The sequence below is a fragment of the Streptomyces sp. NPDC013187 genome, assembly GCF_042899705.1.
GTDB lineage: Bacteria > Actinomycetota > Actinomycetes > Streptomycetales > Streptomycetaceae > Streptomyces > Streptomyces hawaiiensis_A.
In genome coordinates this window covers 57,109-75,602 of the sequence record NZ_JBIBAF010000014.1, presented here as the reverse complement: position 1 = coordinate 75,602, position 18,494 = coordinate 57,109, and the positions used below count along the sequence as shown (strand labels likewise).

Here is an 18,494-nt window from a genome sequence, read left to right as displayed (position 1 = left end):
TGGCCGCATGGACATCCGCCGCAGGAACAACGTCAACGTCATCGGCCCCGACGGCGCGCCGGTGCTGCTCCTGGCCCACGGGTTCGGGTGCGACCAGAACATGTGGCGGCTGGTGGTACCGGCACTTGCCGAGCGCTACCTGGTGGTGCTGTTCGACTACGTCGGTTCCGGCGGCTCGGACCTCGGGGCGTGGAGCGAGGAGCGGTACTCCTCGCTCCAGGGTTACGCCGCCGACGTGGTCGACGTCTGTGAGGAGCTGGACCTGCGGCAGGCGGTGTTCGTGGGGCACTCGGTCAGTGCCATGGTCGGAGTGCTGGCTGCGCAGACCGCGCCGGAGCGGATCGGGGCGCTCGTGATGGTGACCCCCTCGCCGTGCTACATCGACGACGAGGGCTACCGCGGCGGCTTCAGCACGGAGGACATCGACGAGCTGCTCGCCTCCCTGGAGGCGAACTACCTGGGCTGGTCGTCCGCGATGGCCCCGGTGATCATGGGCAACCCGGAGCGGCCGGAGCTGGGCCAGGAACTCACGAACAGCTTCTGCGCCACCGACCCCGACATCGCCCGGGTCTTCGCCCGCACGACCTTCCTCACCGACAGCCGCGATGACCTGAAGGGCGTGTCCGTGCCGACGCTCGTGCTGGAGTGCGAGCAGGACGCCATCGCGCCCCGCGAGGTCGGCGCGTACGTGCACACGGCGATCCCCGCCTCCCGCCTGGTCACGCTCGACGCCACCGGGCACTGCCCGCAGCTCAGCGCACCGCAGGCCACCGCCGGGGCGATCCTCGACTTCCTGGAGTCCCTGAAGTGATGTGTCGCACCGGCGGCCTGCCGGAGCCCGCCGGGACGGGGGGCGAGGCCAGCACGGACGCGGCCTTCTCCGCGCTGCTGGAGGACAGCTCGGAAGACCTGTACGAGTCCGCCCCCTGCGGCTACCTGTCCACGATGATGGACGGCACCATCGCCAAGATCAACACCACGCTGCTGGACTGGCTCGGCCTGGACCGTGCGGACGTCGCGGGCCGCAAGCGCTTCACGGACCTGCTCACCGTCGGCGGCAGGCTGTACCACGAGACGCACTTCGCTCCGCTGCTGCGCATGCAGGGCGAGCTGCGCGGCATCGCCCTGGACATGCGACGCCGGAGCGGCGGCCCGCTGCCGGTGCTGGTCTCCGCCGTGATCAAGCACGGCTCCGAGGGCGAACCGCTGCTGATCCGCATCACCGTCTTCGACGCCTCCGACCGCCGCGCCTACGAGAAGGAGCTCCTGCACCGCCGGCAGGAGGCCGAGCGGGCCCGCGCCGAGGCCGACGAGGCCCGGCGGCAGGCGGAGGCCGACCGGGCCAGGCTGGCCGACGCCCTGGCCGTCCTGCAGCGCTCCCTGGTGCCGGACTCGCTGCCCGCCGTACCGGGCCTGGAGACGGCAGTCCACTACCACACGGCGTCCCCGGACCAGCTGGGCGGCGACTTCTACGACCTGTTCCCCGTGGCCGGTGACCGGTGGGCGTTCTTCCTCGGCGACGTGTGCGGCAAGGGCCCCGAGGCCGCCTCCCTCACGTCGCTGACCCGCTACACCCTGCGTGCCGCCGCCCACCACGACCCGGATCCGGCCTCGGCGCTGAGCACGCTGAACGCCGTCCTGCACGAGCGGTACACCGGCGACGGCAACCCGCGGTACTGCACCTGCATCTTCGGGACGGTGGAGCCGGGCGGCGAACACGGCCGGACCGTGGTGCGCCTCGCCTCCGGCGGCCATCCGCCGGCTCTCGTCCTGCGGGCGGACGGCCGAGCCGAGTTCCTGCCCACTCCCGGCGGCCTGCTGATCGGCGTCGTCCCCGGCGCTCCGATCGGCACGGCCGAGACCGTCCTGGCACCCGGTGACACGCTCGTGCTGTACACGGACGGCCTCACCGAGGCCCGCATCGGCGCCGGCCGCGACGACCTGTACGGCGAGGACGCCCTGCACGCCTTCGCCACCCAGCAGCCTCCCGCCGCACCGCACGAGGTGATCACCGCCCTCACGGGGCTGCTCGAGAGCTTCGGCGACGGCCTCGACGACGACACCGCCCTGCTCGCCCTCGGCGTCCCCGCCACCCCTTCCCTCACAGCCCCGGCAACGAGTCACACCTCATGAACGCGCTCACCATCAGACAGCTCGACACCGCCACGGGACCCGTTCTGCACGTGGCCGGCGACCTGGACTTCGACCAGGCCCCCGTCCTGCGCGGCCGGCTCGACCAGCTGCCCCTGTCGCCGGGGCAGTGCCTCGTCCTGGACCTGTCGGGCCTGGCGTTCTGCGACTCCTCGGGCATCACCGCCCTGCTCGCCGCACGCCAGCACGCCCTGGCCGCCGACGCCGACATCGTCCTGGCCGCCGTACCGGCGAACCTGCTGCGTGTCCTCACCCTGGTCGGCCTCGATCAGGTCTTCACGTTGCGCCCGGACTCCAGCGCCGCGTCATGACCCGGCCCGGACGAAGACCGGTTTCAGGTGCTTCTCCGGCAGCGCGGCCGGCAGGTCCTCCCAGTCGATGACGTGGGAGACGACCTTCCCGGGTGAGACGGTGCCCGAGGCGGCGAGCTCCAGGGCGTCGGGGATGTGGGCGCGTACGCTGTCGCGGGCGACGCGCAGGGTGACTCCGGTGAGGTACATGTCGAGCAGGGGGAGTTCGCCGGGGCGGAAGTGGTTGCCCGCGCTCTCGCAGATTCCCTCGGGCGTCAGGCACTTGACGGCGAGGCCGAGCTGGTCGACGCGGCCGGTCGCCTCGACCGCGATGTCGAAGCTCTGCGGCAGGGGTTCCAGGACCTCGGCGGTGGTGGCGCCGAAGGACCGGGCGAGGGCGCGGTGTCCGGGGTCGGGGTCGACGTAGAGGATGTCGGAGGCGCCGAGCGCGCGGGCGATGTCGCAGACGTACAGGCCGATGCTGCCGCGGGCGACGACCAGGACCCGGGCTCCCGGGCGCGCGGCGAGGTGCGGGGCGACCAGGCGCCAGGCCAGGGACCAGTTGTCGCTGGCGGAGGCCAGGGCGACGGGGTCGAGGCCGGTGGGCAGCGGCACCAGCATGGCGTCGGCGTAGGGCACGCGGACCAGGTCGGAGAAGAGCCCGCCCCAGCTGCCGCCGATCGGCGCGCCGTACATCGCCATGTACGGGACCGTGGTGCAGTGCGCGGTGAGTCCGGCCCGGCAGCGGTCGCAGGTGCCGCAGTTGATGGACCAGGGGACGACGACGAGGTCGCCCGGGGCCACGGCGGTGACGGAGTCGCCGGTCTCGACGACCCGGGCGACGCACTCGTGGCCGAGGGCGAAGGGCGGCTCGATGAACCCATGCCCGGCCAGGATGGAGGAATCCACGTCGCAGGGGGTGGCGGCGACCGGGGCCACGATCGCCTCGCCGTCGGACCGGAGCTTCGGGTCGGGCACCTCGCGCCACTCGACGGTGCGCTTGGCGACGTAGGTCAGTTCACGCATCGGCCCGCTGCCCCTTCGCCATGGCGACCAGATCGGCGTGGCGGACGACGGAGCCGCCCGCGCCCCAGGTGCCGTCGGGCTGTTCGCGCACCAGGACCCACACGCGCAGGGCGTGGTCCGGGGTGAGTCCGGCGGCGGACAGGACGGTCTGCGTCACCTCCTCGGTCAGGCCCGCGGTGCGGCGCTCGGACAGGGCGCCTTCCGGGACGGTGACCTCCACCAGGAAGCGCGGCGCGTCGTCCTCGGCGGTCGTCTGGGCGCCTTCGGGCAGTTCGACGAGGTAGCTCCACGCCTGGGCGCGGAAGAACGCCGTGTCGGGTGCGCCCTCCCAGCGCAGCAGCGTCGCGGCGAGATCACGCTGGACGCTGCCGCGGCCCTCCTCGGTCAGGGCACCGGCGGGAACGGTGAGCCGGATCATCGGCATGGCGGACCTCTCTCCTTCGCCGCGTCGGACAGGGGGCGACGCAGCTTTATGACAGTCGTTATAAAGCACGGCCACGCTAGACTATGACGACTGTTATGACCAGCAGGGCCGGAAGGGATCATGCACGTGACCAAGCCGAGTCCGACGGCGCGTGAGCGGATCGTGGCCGGTGCGGCCGACATGATCAGCCGACGCGGCCTGCACGCGACGAGCATCCGTGAGACGGCCAAGCACGCCCGGGCGCCGCTGGGCTCGACGTACCACTACTTCCCCGAGGGCAAGCAGCAACTGGCCACCGAGGCGGTGCGCTTCACGGGGGCCTGGGCCGCCCGCGGTCTGCGCAAGGAGCTGGAGGCGGGGCCGGTAGCCGGACTGCGGGCCTTCCTCGCCCTGTGGCGCGCGATCGTCGTGGACAGCGACTTCCGGGCGGGCTGCCCGGTCCTCGCCGTCTCGATCGAGGAGCCCCCGGCCGACGAGACGCCCACCGCCCTGGCAGCGGCCGCCGGCGTCTTCGAGGAGTGGGAGGGCCTGCTGGCCGGGTCGCTGCGCGAGCGCGGTGCCGAGCCCGAAGAGGCGAGCCAGATCGCGACACTGATCGTCGCGGCGGTCGAGGGAACGGTGGCCATGTGCCGCGCCAAGCGCAGTACGCAACCGCTGGACCACACGGCCGCCCAGCTCGAGGCACTCATCGTCGGCGCGATCACCGACTGACCGCTCCCGCAGCCCACTCGCCCTCCGGTGCCGCGGCCTCGGTCCTTCCCGGCCGGCCACCCTCACCCCCGAGGGCTCTGCGGCCTCGCCCCGGCGTACGGGCAGCCCGTCGCCGCGCCTCCTGGCGCTCCCCGCACACCTCCGCCCGGCCGGAAAACGCTTGGACTGCGCGGCCGGCATCGCGGGACACTTCCGGACTCGACCCGAAACCTCACACATCCGTTGCGGCGATGGCCCCTGCCCGCACGCGCAGCGTGGCGGGCGGCCACAGAACGACACAGGGGTGGGATGGAAACGCCGGAAACACACAGGGTATTACCGGGCAAGCGCTCGGTGCTTCTCGCACTTCGCTACTACGGACGGGAGTTGTCGCGGCTGCGCCGGTGGACGGCACCCGCGATGCTGCTCTCGGCGCTGGGCAACATCGGAATCAACTACGTAGCGCCGCTGATCGTCGCCAAGCTCGTCGCGGACATCGCGGGGAACAAGGAGGTCACGGCCGACTCGACGCTGCCGTACGTGCTCGCCTTCGCGGGTGTCCTGCTGGCCGCGGAGGCACTGTGGCGCGTCGCCCTGCACTGCCTCAACCGTCTCGACGCCCTGGGCATCGAGCACCTGTACGTGATCGGGATGGACGAGCTGTTCGCCAAGGACGCCGCGTTCTTCCACGACAACTTCGCCGGTTCGCTGACCAAGCGGGTTCTCAGCTTCGCCTCCCGTTTCGAGCAGTTCGTCGACACGCTGACGTTCCAGATCGTGGGAAGCTTCGTGCCGCTGACGTTCGGGGCGGTGGTGCTGTGGCGCTACGAACCGCTGCTCGTCGTCGGACTCCTGGTGATGATCGCGGTGACGGCGGTGCTCGTCGTGCCGCTCGTCAGGCGCCGCCAGGCGCTCGTGGACCAGCGTGAGGAGGCGATCGCCCGGGTGTCGGGCCATGTCGCCGACAGCCTGATGAACATGGACACGGTGCGGGCGTTCGCCGCGGAGGGGCGTGAGGCCGCCGAGCACCGCTCCCGGGTCGCGACGTCCCGCCGGCTCACCATGCGGTCGTGGGACTACGGCAACCTGCGCATCGACACCCTGGTCGCGCCGATCTCCGTGCTGACCAACGCGATGGGCCTGCTCCTCGCGGTGACGCTGGGCGGCGGCGCGCACGGGGTGGAGGCGGTCGTGGTCGCCTTCGCCTACTACAACAACGCGACCCGGATCATGTTCGAGTTCAACCAGATATACCGCCGGCTGGAGAGCTCGATGACGGAGGCCGCGCAGTTCACCGAACTGCTGCTGACGCCGCCGACCGTGCTCGACCCACCGGCCCCGGAGCCGCTGCGGTCCCGGGCCGCCGACGTCCGCTTCGAGAAGGTGACCTTCGCCCACCGAGGTGGCCGTCCCCTGTTCGAGGGACTCGACCTGGCCGTGCCGAGCGGATCCAAGATCGGCCTCGTGGGCCGGTCCGGCGGCGGCAAGACCTCACTCACCCGGCTGCTGCTGCGGATGACCGACATCGACGGCGGCCGCATCCTGATCGGCGGCCAGGACATCAGCCGAGTGCGCCAGGCCGACCTGCGCGGGCGGATCGCGTACGTCCCGCAGGACCCGGCGATGTTCCACCGCAGCCTGCGGGACAACATCGCCTTCGCCCGGCCGGACGCCACCGACGCCGAGATCCTCCGGGCGGCCGAGGCGGCCCATGTCACGGAGTTCGCCGACGCGTTGCCGGACGGTTTCGACACCATGGTGGGCGAGCGGGGCGTCAAGCTGTCCGGCGGTCAGCGCCAGCGGGTCGCCCTCGCGCGGGCGATCCTGCGGGACGCGCCGATCCTGCTGCTCGACGAGGCGACCAGCGCCCTGGACTCCGAGAGCGAACTGCTGGTCCAGGAGGCGCTCTGGCGGCTCATGGACGGACGGACCGCGCTGGTGGTGGCACACCGGCTGAGCACGGTCGCCGGCATGGACCAGCTCGTCGTCCTCGACCGCGGCCGGATCGTCGAGCAGGGCACCCACCAGGAGTTGCTCGCGATCGACGGCGCCTACGCGAAGCTGTGGCAGCACCAGTCGGGCGGTTTCCTCGACGACACCTCCGGGCGGGCCGAGGCGCTGTAGCACGCGGGCTGCTCACTTCCGTCCGAGGGCCCGTGCCCGGGCCGCCAGGGCCTCCAGCAGAAGCTCCACCGCCTGCTCGAAGGAGCTGTCCGCCATGGCGGGCAGCTCCTGCCGTACCGCGGTCAGGGACGGGTACGTCGCCGGATCGAGGTCCTGGTAGACGTCGCGCCACGACCGGCGGTCGGCCTCGCGCTGCTGCGGAGGGAGGGCCTGGAAAGCCGCCTCAGCGGCGGCGTGGCTCAGCACGGTGTCGATGAAGGCCAGGTAGAGCCGTGCGGCGTCGGCCGACGGAAAGCCCGCGGCGAGCAGCAGGCCGATGCCGGTCTCCACGGCACGGATCTCGTTCCGGCGCCGGGTCACGCGGTGGGCCGCCATGGCCGCCGCTCGCGGATGGGCGAGGTATCCCGCACGGACCCTGAGGGCCATCTCGCGCAGCGACGCCACCCAGTCGTCTCCCGGGGCGAAGCCGGCCATGGCGTCGCCGATGATCCGGTCGGCGATGGCGAGCACCAGGTCGTCGGTGCCGTGGAAGTAGCGGTACAGGGCGGTCGGGTCGCAGCCCAGGGCCGCGCCGAGCCGGCGCACGCTCAGCGCCTCGGGTCCGTGCTCGCCGATGAGCCGCAACGCGGTCTGCACGATCAGGTCCTCCGACAGCAGGACCCCCGAGCGGGTCGGTCTGCGCCGTCTGCGTTCCTGCGGGACACGGGTGGTCATGACCGGGACTCCTCTCCTGGCGGACCCACGGTCCGGCACACCGGCGGTCTCACGGATCAACGGTTGGCACGCACCGAGGGCCGGACGCACCGGCGGTCTCGACAGCGTCGGTCTCGCACAGCGTCGGTCTCGCACAGCGTCGGTCTCGCACACCGGCGGCTTCGCTCGCCGACGGCCTCGCACACCGACCGCTTCGTGCTCGCCGGCGGTTCCTCGCGTACACGCAGTGAACGACCCCCGCCGCCTTACGTCAACAGGGTTGACCCAATGTTGCCCTCGGCTGTTCCATCACAGTCCCGCGCGGCTCTTCCCACCCCGTCCCCCCGAGGAGCCCTTCATGTCGTCCGCACCGCCCTCCTCCCGCCCCGCGCTGCGCCGTTCCCTCGGCGTGGTCGACGGCGTCGCCATCGCCGCGTCCAGCACCGCGGCCACCACCAGCATCGCCATCGGCATGGGCACGATCGCCACGGTCGTGGGCCTGCAGGCCCCCGCGCTCCTGCTGCTGGCCTTCCTGCCGGTACTGGGCATCGCCCTCGCCTACGCCCGGCTCAACCGCTCCGAACCCAACTGCGGCAACGGCTACACCTGGGTCGGCAGATCCCTCGGCCCCTGGCCCGGCTTCCTGACCGGCTGGGTCACGCTGGTCGGCTCGGTCATCTTCTGCGCCTACACCAGCGCGATCATGGGCTCGGTCGTGCTGGCCTTCGCCGACAAGGCGGGGCTGCGCAGCCTGGCCGGCATCGCCCTCGACCCGACGTCCACGGGCGTCTGCACGGCGGTCGGGCTGGTGATCCTGCTCGCCCTCACCGTCCTCGCCGTCACCGGAGTCCGGGGCGCGACCCGGTTCCAGTTCGCCCTGCTGGTGTTCGAGTACGCGGTGCTGCTCGGCTTCTGCGGCTGGGCCCTGATCACCGGCGACCACGCCGTGTCCCTGTCCTGGTTCAACCCGTTCGAGATCTCCAGCGGCACCCACTTCGCCCAGGGCATGGTGCTGGCGGTGTTCTTCTTCTGGGGCTGGGACGCGGCGTTCAGCGTCAACGAGGAGACGAAGAACCCGGGCGACTCGGCCCGCGGCGGACTGATAGCCCTGTTCGCGATGCTCGGCCTGTTCCTCTTCGCCTCGGTCGCCTTCCAGCGGGAGATGAGCCTGGCCGAACTCGTCCGCAACGGCCCGCAGGCGCTGCCCTACCTCGGGGAGAAGCTGGCCGCCGAGCCGTGGGCCACCCTGCCCCTGGTCGCCCTGATGTTCTCCGCCGTCGCCTCCGTGCAGGCCACGCTGATCCCCACCGCGCGCGGCCTGCTCGCCATGGGCCGCGACCGCACCATGGGTCCGCTGTGGACCCGCGTCCACCCGCGCTACGGCACACCCGCCGCGGGAACGGCCCTCGTGATGTCCGTCGCCGCCGTGATCGCCGTGCTCGCCTTCGCGATCCCCAGACTGAGCGACATGCTGCTGGCCGCCGTCAACGCGATCGGCCTGATCGTGGCCCTCTACTACGGCCTCACCGCGCTCGCCTGCGCCGTGCGCTTCCGCTCCGCACGGCACGAGGGCGCGCGCGAGGCGCTGCTCGCCGTCTGCGTGCCCGCCGTGTCCGGGCTGGTGCTGCTGGGCCTGGGCGGCTACCTCGGGTACTCGTACCTCACCATGAGCGACCACTTCGAACTGAGCCCGGACAACGGCTGGTTCATGTTCTCGCTGCCCGCCGTGATCGTGCTCGCCGGCCTCGGTATGGCCGCCGTCGCCAAGTACGTCCGGCGCTCGCCCTACTTCACCACCGGGCGCGGCACCGACGCCGAAGCCCTCACCCTGCCGATGGACCGCACGGCGGTCTGACCCTCCATGGAGCTCACCCTCATGTCGCACCCCCCTGCACCGGGATCCGCCGACCTCGTCCTCACCGGCGGACCCGTGCACACCGTCGACCCTGCTCGCAGCCGTGCCACCTCGGTGGCCGTGCGCGGCGGGTGGATCGTCGCCGTCGGCCACGACGAGGTGCGCGAGCTGATCGGGCCGCGCACCGAGGTCGTCGACCTCGCCGGGAAGCTGCTGCTGCCGGGCTTCCAGGACGCCCACGTCCATCCGATGGGCGCGGGCCTCGAACTCGGCCTGTGCCATCTCGGCGACACCACCGACGCGGAGGCGTACCTGCGCAGGATCGCCGCATACGCGCGGGAGCACCCTGACGTCGAGTGGATCACGGGGGGCGGCTGGTCCCTGGAGGCGTTCCCCGGCGGCTCCCCCACGGCCGCCGCCCTCGACGCGATCGTCCCGGACCGGCCCGTCTTCCTGCCCAACCGCGACCACCACGGCGCCTGGGTCAACAGCCGGGCCCTGGAGCGCGCCGGCATCGACGCCCGGACCCCCGACCCCGCCGACGGACGGATCGAGCGCGACGCCGAGGGCAACCCCACCGGGATGCTCCAGGAGGGCGCCGTCCACCTGGTGGGCCGGCTGGTGCCGGACCCCACGCCGGAGGAGCAGCTCGCCGGTCTGCTGCGCGCCCAGGCCGTGCTGCACTCCCACGGCGTCACGGCCTGGCAGGACGCCATCGTCGGCACGTACGCCAACCTGACGGACCCGGCCCCGGCCTACCTGACGGCCCTGGACCGGGGGCTGCTCACCGCGAGGGTCGTCGGCGCCCTGTGGTGGGACCGCGAGCGGGGCGCCGAGCAGATCGGCGAACTCGTCGCCCGCCGGGAGGAGTTGGGCCGGGAGCGGTTCAGGGCCGGCACCGTGAAGATCATGCAGGACGGCATCGCCGAGAACCACACCGCCGCCATGCTGTCCCCCTACCTGACCGGCTGCGGTTGCGCCTCGGACAACAGCGGGATCAGTTTCGTCGAGCCGGGTGAGCTGCGGAAGTACGTAACGGAACTGGACGCGTACGGCTTCCAGGTCCACTTCCACGCGCTCGGCGACCGCGCGGTGCGCGAGGCGCTCGACGCCGTCGAGGCCGCCCGGGCCGCCAACGGCAACCGCGACACGCGGCACCACCTGGCGCACCTCCAGGTCGTCCACCCCGCCGACCTGCCGCGATTTCGCGCACTGGGCGCGAGCGCCAACCTGCAGATGCTGTGGGCCGCCCACGAGCCGCAGATGGACGAACTGACCCTGCCCTTCCTGGGCGCGGAGCGGGGTGCGTGGCAGTACCCCTTCGGCGATCTGCTGCGGGCCGGTGCGACCCTCGCCGCCGGCAGCGACTGGCCCGTCAGCAGCCCCGACCCGATCCAGGCCATCCATGTCGCCGTCAACCGTGTCTCCCCCGAGGCGCCCGGGGGCACCCCTGCCTTCTTCCCAGAACAGCGCCTCGACCTGGGCACCGCCATCGCCGCCTGCACCGCGGGGAGCGCCCATGTGAACCACCTCGACGACGTCACCGGCAGCATCACCGTCGGCAAGGCGGCCGACCTGGTGGTCCTCGACCGCGATCCGTTCGCGGGTCCGCCCGAGGAGATCGCCGCCACCCGGGTCCTGGAGACCTTCGTCGAGGGCAGGCGGGTCCACGCCGGCGCCTGACGCCCTCGGCGCGCTGTGCGGCGAGCTGGACGACGACCCGCCCGCCCGGCAGGAGCCGCAGCCGCAGGTCCCGTGAGCGCCTGAGGCTCAGGTCTGCCGGGCGTGCACGGGACTGTGGGCGACATCGTCCGGGCACGGGCGGTGCGGCTGAGGGGTCCGCCGGTCGCGCCGCCAGTCGTAGGCCGCGAGGGCGAGGGACGCGGCCATGCCGACGAGCCCGGCGGCCATCGCGAGGAAGAGGGCGCCGCGGTAATCGTCGCTCCTGCTGCCGAGGACCATGTAGTAGAGACCGGGCAGGGCTGCGGTGCCCACGGCGGCGCCGAGGCGCTGCCCGGTCTGCAGGGCGCCGCCCGCCGCTCCGGCCATGTGCACGGGCACGTCCCGCAGCGTCATGGTGATGTTCGGGGAGATCACGCACCCGCCGCCCACGCCACCGACGAACAGGACCGGGGCTGCGATCCAGGGCGCGATGTCGAGGGGCGCGAAGCGCAGCAGCAGTGCGGTGCCGCCCAGGCCGAGGATCACGCCCGTGAGTCCGCCCACGGTGAGCAGCCGGCCGAGCCGGTCCACCAGCCGCCCGGAGACCCCGGCCGCGAGGGCCGAGCCGAGGGCGAAGGGGGTCACGGCGAGGCCCGACTCGAGCGGGGTGAAGCCCAGGCCGTGCTGGTAGAAGAGGGCGAAGACCAGCCAGACGCCGGCGAAGCCGATGAAGTAGAGCGTGCCGACGCCGGCGCCCACGGCGTAGCCGCGCACGGTGGTGAACAGCCGCGGGTCGAGCAGCGGCTGGGTACCGCGGTCCAGCAGCCGGCGCTGCCACCGGGTGAAGACGAAGAGGAGCGCGGCACCGGCGAGGAACATCCACCACAGCCGGGCGAGGCCGCCGGTCTCCGCCTGGACCAGTGGGTACATGAGCGCGAGGACACCGAGGCCGAGCAGAGCGACGCCGGGCAGGTCGACGTGTTCCCGGGCGGAGCGCCGGGTGCGGGGCAGCAGGCGGCGGCCGAGGAGGACCGCGAGGATGCCGATGGGGACGTTGACGTAGAAGATCCACCGCCAGCCCTGGGCGCCTTCGGCCAGGGCGAGGATCAGGCCGCCGGTGAGGGGGCCGACGGCGGAGGAGATGCCGACGGTGGCACCGAAGAAGCCGAAGGCGCGGCCCCGTTCGCCGCCCCGGAACATCTGCTGGATGAGCGCGGAGTTCTGCGGTGCCATGAAACCGGCGGCCAGGCCCTGGGCGAGCCGGGCCACCACCAGCAGGTTGATGCTCGGGGCCGCTCCGCAGGCCGCGCTGAAGAGCACGAAGCCGCTGAGGGCGATGAGGAAGATGCGCCGCCGGTCCAGGGCGTCGCCGAGGCGGCCCGCGGTGACGAGGGCGAGGCCGAAGGAGAGGGCGTAGCCGGACACCACCCACTGGACCTCGGCCGCGGAGGCGTGCAGCTGCTGCTGGATGGTGGGCAGGGCGACGGCCACGATCGACACGTCCAGCAGGCTCATGAAGCCGGCCACAAGCGTGACCCACAGGGCCCGCCACCGCTTCGGGTCGGGCTCGTACCCGTCCTCCCGCGCACCCTGGTCGTGGCCGTCCGCCGCCGACGCCGTCACTTGGGCTCCTCTCACCAGGAACGCACCCGGCGACTCAAGTTCCCCCGCCGGGGCAGGGGCACACCCGCCCCGGAGATCCTCTCGGACGGCGCGGCGTCCCGCCTCTCGCCCTGAGCACCCGTGCGTCACGTTCCGTGATCAACCGGCCGCCGTGTGAAGGGGGTTGTTTGAGCGCGCGAGATCTGTGCAGGCGTGGTCTTCGGGAATGCGAACGGCGAAAGGAACCACGTGATGGCGGAGCCCGACAACGACGAGTCGGTGGATCCCGCGGCGGTGAGACGGCACCGGGTGCTGTTCCGGGCGATCGAGAAACGACGCAACCCGAAGCTGCGCCGCAGCGACATCACGGTGACCGACGATGCGGCGGTCAAGCGCGCCACCAAGGCCGCCGCCCTCGGCAACGCGATGGAGTGGTACGACTTCGGCATCTACAGCTATCTGGCGTCGACCATCGGGCGGGTCTTCTTCCCGTCCACCAACGACACCGCCCAGCTGCTCGGCTCCTTCGCGACCTTCGCGGTGGCGTTCCTGGTGCGTCCGCTCGGCGGCATGGTCTTCGGGCCGCTCGGGGACAAGGTCGGCCGCAAGCGCATCCTCTCCCTCACCATGATCATGATGGCGGTGGGGACCTTCGCGATCGGCCTGGTCCCCTCGCACGCCGCGATCGGTCTGTGGGCCCCCGCCCTGCTGATCTTCTTCCGGCTGGTGCAGGGCTTCTCGACCGGCGGTGAGTACGGGGGCGCCTCGACGTTCATCGCGGAGTACGCACCCGACAAGCGGCGCGGCTTCTTCGGCAGCTTCCTGGAGCTCGGCACGCTCGCCGGTTACGTCGGGGCCTCCGGCCTGGTCGTCGTCCTGCAGATGCTCCTCAGCGACGACCAGATGCTGTCGTGGGGCTGGCGCGTGCCGTTCCTGGTGGCGGCCCCGCTCGGTCTCATCGGTCTCTACCTGCGGCTCAAGCTGGACGAGACGCCCGCCTTCCAGAAGCTGGAAGGAGGCCAGGCCAAGGCGAGCGAGGCGGCCGACGCCGTGGAGACCTCGGCGGCCGCCGACCTCGGCAAGATCTTCACCAGGTACTGGCGGCCGCTGCTGCTGTGCCTCGCGCTGGTCGCGGCGTACAACGTCACCGACTACATGCTGTTGTCGTACATGCCGACCTACCTGTCCGACGAGCTGGGCTACGGCACCAACCACGGGCTGTTGATCCTGCTCGTCGTGATGGTGCTGCAGATGTGTGTGATCAACCAGGTGGGGCGGCTCTCGGACCGCTTCGGGCGCAAGCCGCTGCTGATGGCGGGGATGCTCGGGTTCCTGTTCCTCTCCCTGCCGTCGTTCCTGCTCATCCGGCAGGGCAGCGTCGTCCTCATCACCCTGGGGCTGCTGCTGATGGGGCTCTCGCTGGTGGCGATGCTCGGCACCATGTCGGCGGCGCTCCCGGCGATCTTCCCCACGCAGGTGCGCTACGGCTCGCTCTCGGTGGCCTACAACCTGGCCACCTCGATCTTCGGCGGCACGACACCACTGGTGATCACTGCTCTGATCAGCGCCTTCGACTCGACGCTGATGCCGGCGTACTACGCCATGGGCGCCGCGCTCATCGGCGTCATCGCGGTGCTGTGCATGCGGGAGACCGCCAACCAGCCCCTGGCCGGCTCCCCGCCGTCCGTGGAGACGGAGGCCGAGGCGGAGGAACTCGTCCAGGCGCAGTCCCCCCAGCCCCGGTTCTGACCGATGTGAAGAGGCCCCGTCCGCGGCCGTGCGGGCGGGGCCTTCGCGGTTGGGGTCCGGGCCAACCGGGAACACGGTGCGCGCTACGACCCCCGAGGCGAGACCGGTAAGGCGATGACCGAGTACGAACGCTCCCGCACCATGTCCGCACAGCCCGAGCACGTCGTCGACCAGGCCACGAACGTCGGACGGCCGGATGACCCGCCGTGGCACGCGTGAGGCGGTACGCGGTCGCGGCGTCCGGGCAGTGGACCGACGAGGAGGAAGGGCGGCGCCGGCTGCCCTCCGGTGAGGTGCACGCCTGGGAGCCGGGCCGCAACGAGACGGTCTGCGGCCTGTCCCTCAGCCGTTCCCGGCTGGCCCGCTTCCCGCACGTGGGCTGGCAGGACACCTTCCCGGAGTCCGGTGGCGCCGCGGACCGGGTGCGGCGCCTGTGCCCGCGCTGCGCGTCGGTTGCGGGACGGCGCGGCCCGGACACCCGCCCGCGCTGGCACCGCACCGACCCCCGCCCTTGAGGGACCGACCGCCCACCCTGCGACCCGCAGAACTCAAGCGGCTGCTGCGGGAGTTCTTCGCCTGAACCGGCAGGTCCGCGTCCGCAGCGCTAGGGAGTGTCCGGCACCGCCGCCGGACCGCGGTCCTGCCCGGTGCACACCGAGGCGGCGCCGCACGCGGCAGTCCGGGGGCGGATGGGGACGCCGTTGGTGCGCAGCACCTCGCGGACGTCCAGGATCAGGGAGAACACCTCGCGATTGCGGTCCTCGCCCTGCTCGTCCCAGGCCCGCTGCTCCGCCTCGACGGCCATCCGGTCCTCGGCGAACACCCGCTCGGTGAACCGCCTGATGAGGGGCCAGGCCAAGTGCAGAGCACCGGGAATCCGCGGCTTCTCGATCATGAGCAGTCCGAAGGTGTGGCAGCGGCGCTGCTCGGCGTCCTCGGGCACGTAGGCGACCCAGAGGCGGAAGGCCGGCCGCTCGGCGTTCTCCGGGACCAGGTCGAGGGTCTGGTACGGGTACTCGGTGCGGATCGTCATGACGTCGCGGGAGTCGTTGCCGCCGATCCCCTCGGCGGCCAGCAGGCTGGCCCCGCGGTTCCGCTTGCCCCCGGCGTGGCTGAACAGGTACCTCGCCTCCACCGACCGCTCGTCGGTGCGGGAGTCGAGCAACTCGGGGTGGAGTCTTCCGACCACGCCCCGGTGCAGGAACTGGTGGTTCATGTCGAGGAGGTTCTCGTGCATGAAGGAGTAGTGGCAGCGCACGGTCCGGGAGTAGGTCATCGTCCTGTACCGCGGCGAGCCGAACGCCGGCAGGTCGGGCAGCGGAGCGGCGGCGGCCTTGTCCGGGTCGCCGGGGAACACGAAGACCAGGCCGTAGGCCTCACGCACGGGGTAGCCGCGCACGCCGCGCGGGGGCCGGCCGTCGCCTTTGGAGAGGTACGGGATCCCTGAGATGCGGCCATCGCCGCGATAGGCCCAGGCGTGATAGCAGCAGCGGAGTGTCTCGCCCTCCACGACGCCCATGCTCAACGGCACCTGCCGGTGGGCGCACCGGTCCTCCAGCGCGTACACGGTGTCGCTCTGCCCGCGGTAGAGCGCGATGCGCTCGCCGGCGAACGTCGTCGCGAATGCCCGCTCGCGCCGCACGTTCTTCGACAGGGCGACCGGATACCAGAAGTCCGGGTTCGCCCCGACGCGCCGGAGATCGACCATGCCCGCACTCGGGTCACGGTGCGCCGCCGGCCACTCGGCCCCGGCAGAGATGGCCCCGGCCTCGTCGGTCTCGGTCATACCTCTCCCTCGCGCGTACGGGCAGCGACAACCGCACGTCCCCTCAGGCAGCACCGAGCCGCCGGTGCGGACGCCCGGCACGGCCCCATCCTCACCGCGCCGCACCGCGCACGCCCTGCCCGGCACGTACGGACGGGTGAGCCGGGCTAGCGGTCCCTCTCGGGCAGCCCGCTCAGGCCCGTGTCGACCATGATGCGGTCCACGGTCTGCGGGAGGGTGCTGTCGGCACCGATGACGGTCTCGATGCCGCCGGGCAGCAGATCCAGTTCCCGGTACCACTCGCGCAGCTGCGGCTCGCCGACCTCGTGCGCGATCGGCTTGGTGGCGTGACGGACGAGGGTCTGCTCGAACGGCACGTGCAGGTAGTACGCGTGGGTCGGCCCGCGGTGGTCGGCGCGCAGCCGGGCGAGCATCTCGCCGTAGTGGTCGGCGTACAGGATCCCCTCGACCACGACGTGGTACCCGGCGTCGAGGGCGTAGCGGGCCGTCAGGTCGATCAGACCGATGTTCGCCGCGCCGGGCCGGTCCCTCTCCCGCAGCACGACGCGGCGCAGGTTGTCCTGCCCCACCAGCGCCAGCCCCCGGCCGAACCGCTCGCGCACCCCGGCCGCGACGGACGACTTCCCCGCCCCGCTGTTGCCCCGCAGCACGATGAGCCGGGTCTCTGCGGTCCCCACCCTCACGGAGGGCACCCTACGAGGGACCGTGAAGGCGTTCGGGCAGTGCGCCGACGGCCGTCGGCGCCGGTCTGCGACCGGGTGGCCACAGCCAGGTGCGCTTGCGGGTGCGGCCCGCGATGTCCGTACTGTGCAGTGCCGCCACCGCCGTCATGAACGGCCAGGCGAGGAAGGTCGTGCCGAGCTGGGCGACGGCCCCGTCCGTGCCGATCGCGACGACCAGGAACTCGGCGGGGAAGACGAGCGCTCCGAGCAGTGCTCCCACGAGGGTGAGTCCCCACCTGCGGGTGAGGACACGAGCCGCGAGGGCCAGCCCGCCGGCGAGGACCAGGCCCATCAGCACACCGGCCAGCAGGCTCCCTCCCGTGAGCAGCCCGCCATAGCGCAGGTCCCGGGCGGCGAGCCGGGTGTCCCCTCCCCGGAGGAACTCCACCAGGGCCACCCCCAGGGCGAGAGCGGCCCACGGGAGGCCCGGAACGCATGCCATCAGCAGGCCCACTTTGACAGCGCGCCCGAGTCTGCCCTGTCTCTCCACGCGATCCACCTCAGGCCCGTACCAGTCCGCCGACCCACCAGTCGTGCGGCTTGCCGTCGTTGGCGATGCCGCGGTTGCGCAGCGTCCCTTCGACGGTGAAGCCCAGCCTTTCGGCGACGGCACGCGATCCGGTGTTGCCGGTCATGGCCCACCATTCGATGCGGTGGACGTCGAGCGTGGCCCACCCCCAGTCGCACAGCGCTCGCGCGGCCTCGACCGAATAGCCCCGGCCGCGCTGCTCCTTGACCGCCCAGTAGCCGAGTTCGTAGACGCCCGCGCTCACCTTGGTCAGGCAGTACGAACCGACGAGCGCGCCGCTGTCCTTGCGGAACGCTCCGAGGACGTAGTCCTTGTCGGCGGCCCAGCCATCGGGCCACTCCTCGTGGACCCTCTTCTCGGCGTCCTGCCGTCCGAAGGGCACCGGCACCGGCGTGTAGAACTGGATGTCCTCGTCCTGGCAGGCGTCGTGCACCGCCGCCACATCGCCCGGCTCGAAAGCCCTCAGCACCAGGCGTCCGGTCTCAAGTGTCACTGGCTTCACCGCGTCAGTATGAGCGCCGCCCAGGGCCTGCGACCAGGGAATATCGCCACGGGATTCGCCACCGCGCGTTGCTCTGCGGGTGCCGGAGCCGTGTGGCCCGCCTAGTGTGCGAGGAGGTGTTCCGCGACGGACAGGTCGGCGCGGGCGCCGGTTTTCCCCCCAAGACGAGGAGCGTGGTCGGTGTGGCCCGGAACCGCCGGTTGATCCTGAGCTCGCCGTCCGAGGTCTGGGACCTGCTGTCCGACGGCCACCGCTACGGGGAGTGGGTCTCCGGCACGCAACAGGTCACGGCCGCCGACCCGCACTGGCCCGAGGTGGGCGCCCGTCTGCAAGTCCGGGTCGGGGTGGGCCCGTTGGTCCTGGACGACACCTGCGTCGTGCGCATCTGTGAGCCTGGACGCCGTCTGGAACTGGAAGCGAAGGCGGACCCCTTCGGCGCGGCCCGCATCGCCATGAACCTGATTCCCTGGGGTGAGAACACGCTCTTCGTCCTCGACTGGCACCCCCTGCGCGGCCCCGGTACCCGGATGCACGGGCTTCCGGTGGACTACCTCGTCTCGATCCGCAACGGCATGATGCTGACGAAACTGGCCCGGATCGCCGTGCGCGAGCATCGTGACAGCGCCGACGGCGCACCGCGGCGCACCCGGAGCGGCTGAGGCCGGCGGAAGGCCCGGGGGGGGCGGGGC

At 72.1% G+C, this 18,494-nt stretch carries 18 protein-coding genes and 1 pseudogene; 11 read left to right on the top strand and 8 right to left on the bottom strand.

What is annotated here, in order from left to right; translation table 11 throughout:
* The first annotated feature begins 7 nt into the window (after window positions 1–7).
* Genes ACFY5B_RS28160 through ACFY5B_RS28150 form a run of 3 tightly spaced genes read left to right on the top strand, consistent with a single transcriptional unit; the run spans window position 8 to window position 2,462 of the window.
* Window positions 8–811: an alpha/beta fold hydrolase gene (locus tag ACFY5B_RS28160; protein ID WP_389974254.1), complete on the top strand. Its 804-nt coding sequence runs from the start codon at window positions 8–10 to the stop codon at window positions 809–811.
* On the top strand, window positions 811–2,133 hold the full coding sequence (locus ACFY5B_RS28155) for a PP2C family protein-serine/threonine phosphatase (RefSeq protein ID WP_389974699.1): 1,323 nt from the start codon (window positions 811–813) through the stop codon (window positions 2,131–2,133). The genes ACFY5B_RS28160 and ACFY5B_RS28155 overlap by 1 nt, the downstream gene beginning before the upstream one ends.
* The gene (locus ACFY5B_RS28150) at window positions 2,130–2,462 is read left to right on the top strand and encodes an STAS domain-containing protein (RefSeq protein ID WP_389974251.1); all 333 of its coding nucleotides are present in this window, start codon (window positions 2,130–2,132) and stop codon (window positions 2,460–2,462) included. The genes ACFY5B_RS28155 and ACFY5B_RS28150 overlap by 4 nt, the downstream gene beginning before the upstream one ends.
* Here the strand turns inward: ACFY5B_RS28150 and ACFY5B_RS28145 are convergent.
* A complete protein-coding gene (locus ACFY5B_RS28145; protein ID WP_389974248.1) occupies window positions 2,457–3,467 on the bottom strand; it encodes a zinc-binding dehydrogenase in 1,011 nt (336 codons plus the stop codon). The two genes, ACFY5B_RS28150 and ACFY5B_RS28145, sit on opposite strands and share 6 nt — an antisense overlap.
* The gene (locus ACFY5B_RS28140; RefSeq protein ID WP_389974245.1) at window positions 3,460–3,891 is read right to left on the bottom strand and encodes a 4-oxalocrotonate tautomerase family protein; all 432 of its coding nucleotides are present in this window, start codon (window positions 3,889–3,891) and stop codon (window positions 3,460–3,462) included. Before ACFY5B_RS28140 ends, ACFY5B_RS28145 begins: the two co-directional genes overlap by 8 nt.
* Window positions 3,892–4,011: 120 nt before the next feature.
* On the opposite strand from ACFY5B_RS28140, the gene ACFY5B_RS28135 reads away from it, so the two are divergent.
* Both ACFY5B_RS28135 and ACFY5B_RS28130 read left to right on the top strand, forming a co-directional pair.
* Window positions 4,012–4,602 carry a TetR/AcrR family transcriptional regulator gene (locus ACFY5B_RS28135; protein WP_389974242.1) on the top strand — a complete coding sequence of 197 codons (591 nt, stop codon included), beginning with the start codon at window positions 4,012–4,014 and terminating at the stop codon, window positions 4,600–4,602.
* Window positions 4,603–4,890: 288 nt separating this feature from the next.
* Window positions 4,891–6,705: an ABC transporter ATP-binding protein gene (locus ACFY5B_RS28130; protein ID WP_389974240.1), complete on the top strand. Its 1,815-nt coding sequence runs from the start codon at window positions 4,891–4,893 to the stop codon at window positions 6,703–6,705.
* A 12-nt stretch (window positions 6,706–6,717) separates the two neighbouring features.
* Here the strand turns inward: ACFY5B_RS28130 and ACFY5B_RS28125 are convergent, their stop codons facing one another.
* Window positions 6,718–7,419 carry a TetR/AcrR family transcriptional regulator gene (locus ACFY5B_RS28125; protein ID WP_389974236.1) on the bottom strand — a complete coding sequence of 234 codons (702 nt, stop codon included), beginning with the start codon at window positions 7,417–7,419 and terminating at the stop codon, window positions 6,718–6,720.
* Window positions 7,420–7,756: 337 nt separating this feature from the next.
* Between ACFY5B_RS28125 and ACFY5B_RS28120 the strand changes: the two genes are divergently transcribed.
* Window positions 7,757–9,253: an APC family permease gene (locus tag ACFY5B_RS28120; protein ID WP_389974233.1), complete on the top strand. Its 1,497-nt coding sequence runs from the start codon at window positions 7,757–7,759 to the stop codon at window positions 9,251–9,253.
* Window positions 9,254–9,274: 21 nt separating this feature from the next.
* Complete coding sequence (locus ACFY5B_RS28115) at window positions 9,275–10,936, top strand: amidohydrolase (protein ID WP_389974230.1); 1,662 nt, start codon at window positions 9,275–9,277, stop codon at window positions 10,934–10,936.
* Between the two features lie 87 nt (window positions 10,937–11,023).
* On the opposite strand, the gene ACFY5B_RS28110 is transcribed toward ACFY5B_RS28115, so the two are convergent.
* Window positions 11,024–12,538 (bottom strand): MFS transporter, encoded by a 1,515-nt coding sequence (locus ACFY5B_RS28110; protein ID WP_389974227.1) that lies wholly within the window; start codon window positions 12,536–12,538, stop codon window positions 11,024–11,026.
* Between the two features lie 231 nt (window positions 12,539–12,769).
* Here ACFY5B_RS28110 and proP point away from each other — a divergent pair, with 231 nt between their 5' ends.
* The 3 genes and pseudogenes from proP to ACFY5B_RS28095 all read left to right on the top strand — a co-directional run bounded on the left by proP (window position 12,770) and on the right by ACFY5B_RS28095 (window position 14,781).
* Complete coding sequence (gene proP / locus ACFY5B_RS28105) at window positions 12,770–14,266, top strand: glycine betaine/L-proline transporter ProP (RefSeq protein WP_389974224.1); 1,497 nt, start codon at window positions 12,770–12,772, stop codon at window positions 14,264–14,266.
* Between the two features lie 114 nt (window positions 14,267–14,380).
* Window positions 14,381–14,473: pseudogene (locus tag ACFY5B_RS28100) on the top strand (SRPBCC family protein); the annotation flags it as partial.
* On the top strand, window positions 14,473–14,781 hold the full coding sequence (locus tag ACFY5B_RS28095) for a hypothetical protein (protein ID WP_389974221.1): 309 nt from the start codon (window positions 14,473–14,475) through the stop codon (window positions 14,779–14,781). The pseudogene ACFY5B_RS28100 and the gene ACFY5B_RS28095, both read left to right, overlap by 1 nt.
* 89 nt (window positions 14,782–14,870) lie before the next feature.
* Here the strand turns inward: ACFY5B_RS28095 and ACFY5B_RS28090 are convergent, their stop codons facing one another.
* The 4 genes from ACFY5B_RS28090 to ACFY5B_RS28075 all read right to left on the bottom strand — a co-directional run bounded on the left by ACFY5B_RS28090 (window position 14,871) and on the right by ACFY5B_RS28075 (window position 17,805).
* Complete coding sequence (locus ACFY5B_RS28090; RefSeq protein ID WP_389974218.1) at window positions 14,871–16,052, bottom strand: Rieske 2Fe-2S domain-containing protein; 1,182 nt, start codon at window positions 16,050–16,052, stop codon at window positions 14,871–14,873.
* A gap of 146 nt (window positions 16,053–16,198) precedes the next feature.
* Complete coding sequence (locus ACFY5B_RS28085; RefSeq protein WP_389974215.1) at window positions 16,199–16,744, bottom strand: AAA family ATPase; 546 nt, start codon at window positions 16,742–16,744, stop codon at window positions 16,199–16,201.
* A 1-nt stretch (window position 16,745) separates the two neighbouring features.
* Window positions 16,746–17,216, bottom strand: a complete 471-nt coding sequence (locus tag ACFY5B_RS28080) for a hypothetical protein (RefSeq protein ID WP_389974213.1) — start codon at window positions 17,214–17,216, stop codon at window positions 16,746–16,748.
* A gap of 58 nt (window positions 17,217–17,274) precedes the next feature.
* The gene (locus tag ACFY5B_RS28075; RefSeq protein WP_389974210.1) at window positions 17,275–17,805 is read right to left on the bottom strand and encodes a GNAT family N-acetyltransferase; all 531 of its coding nucleotides are present in this window, start codon (window positions 17,803–17,805) and stop codon (window positions 17,275–17,277) included.
* Between the two features lie 182 nt (window positions 17,806–17,987).
* On the opposite strand from ACFY5B_RS28075, the gene ACFY5B_RS28070 reads away from it, so the two are divergent.
* On the top strand, window positions 17,988–18,464 hold the full coding sequence (locus tag ACFY5B_RS28070) for an SRPBCC family protein (protein WP_389974207.1): 477 nt from the start codon (window positions 17,988–17,990) through the stop codon (window positions 18,462–18,464).
* The last annotated feature ends 30 nt before the right edge of the window (window positions 18,465–18,494 follow it).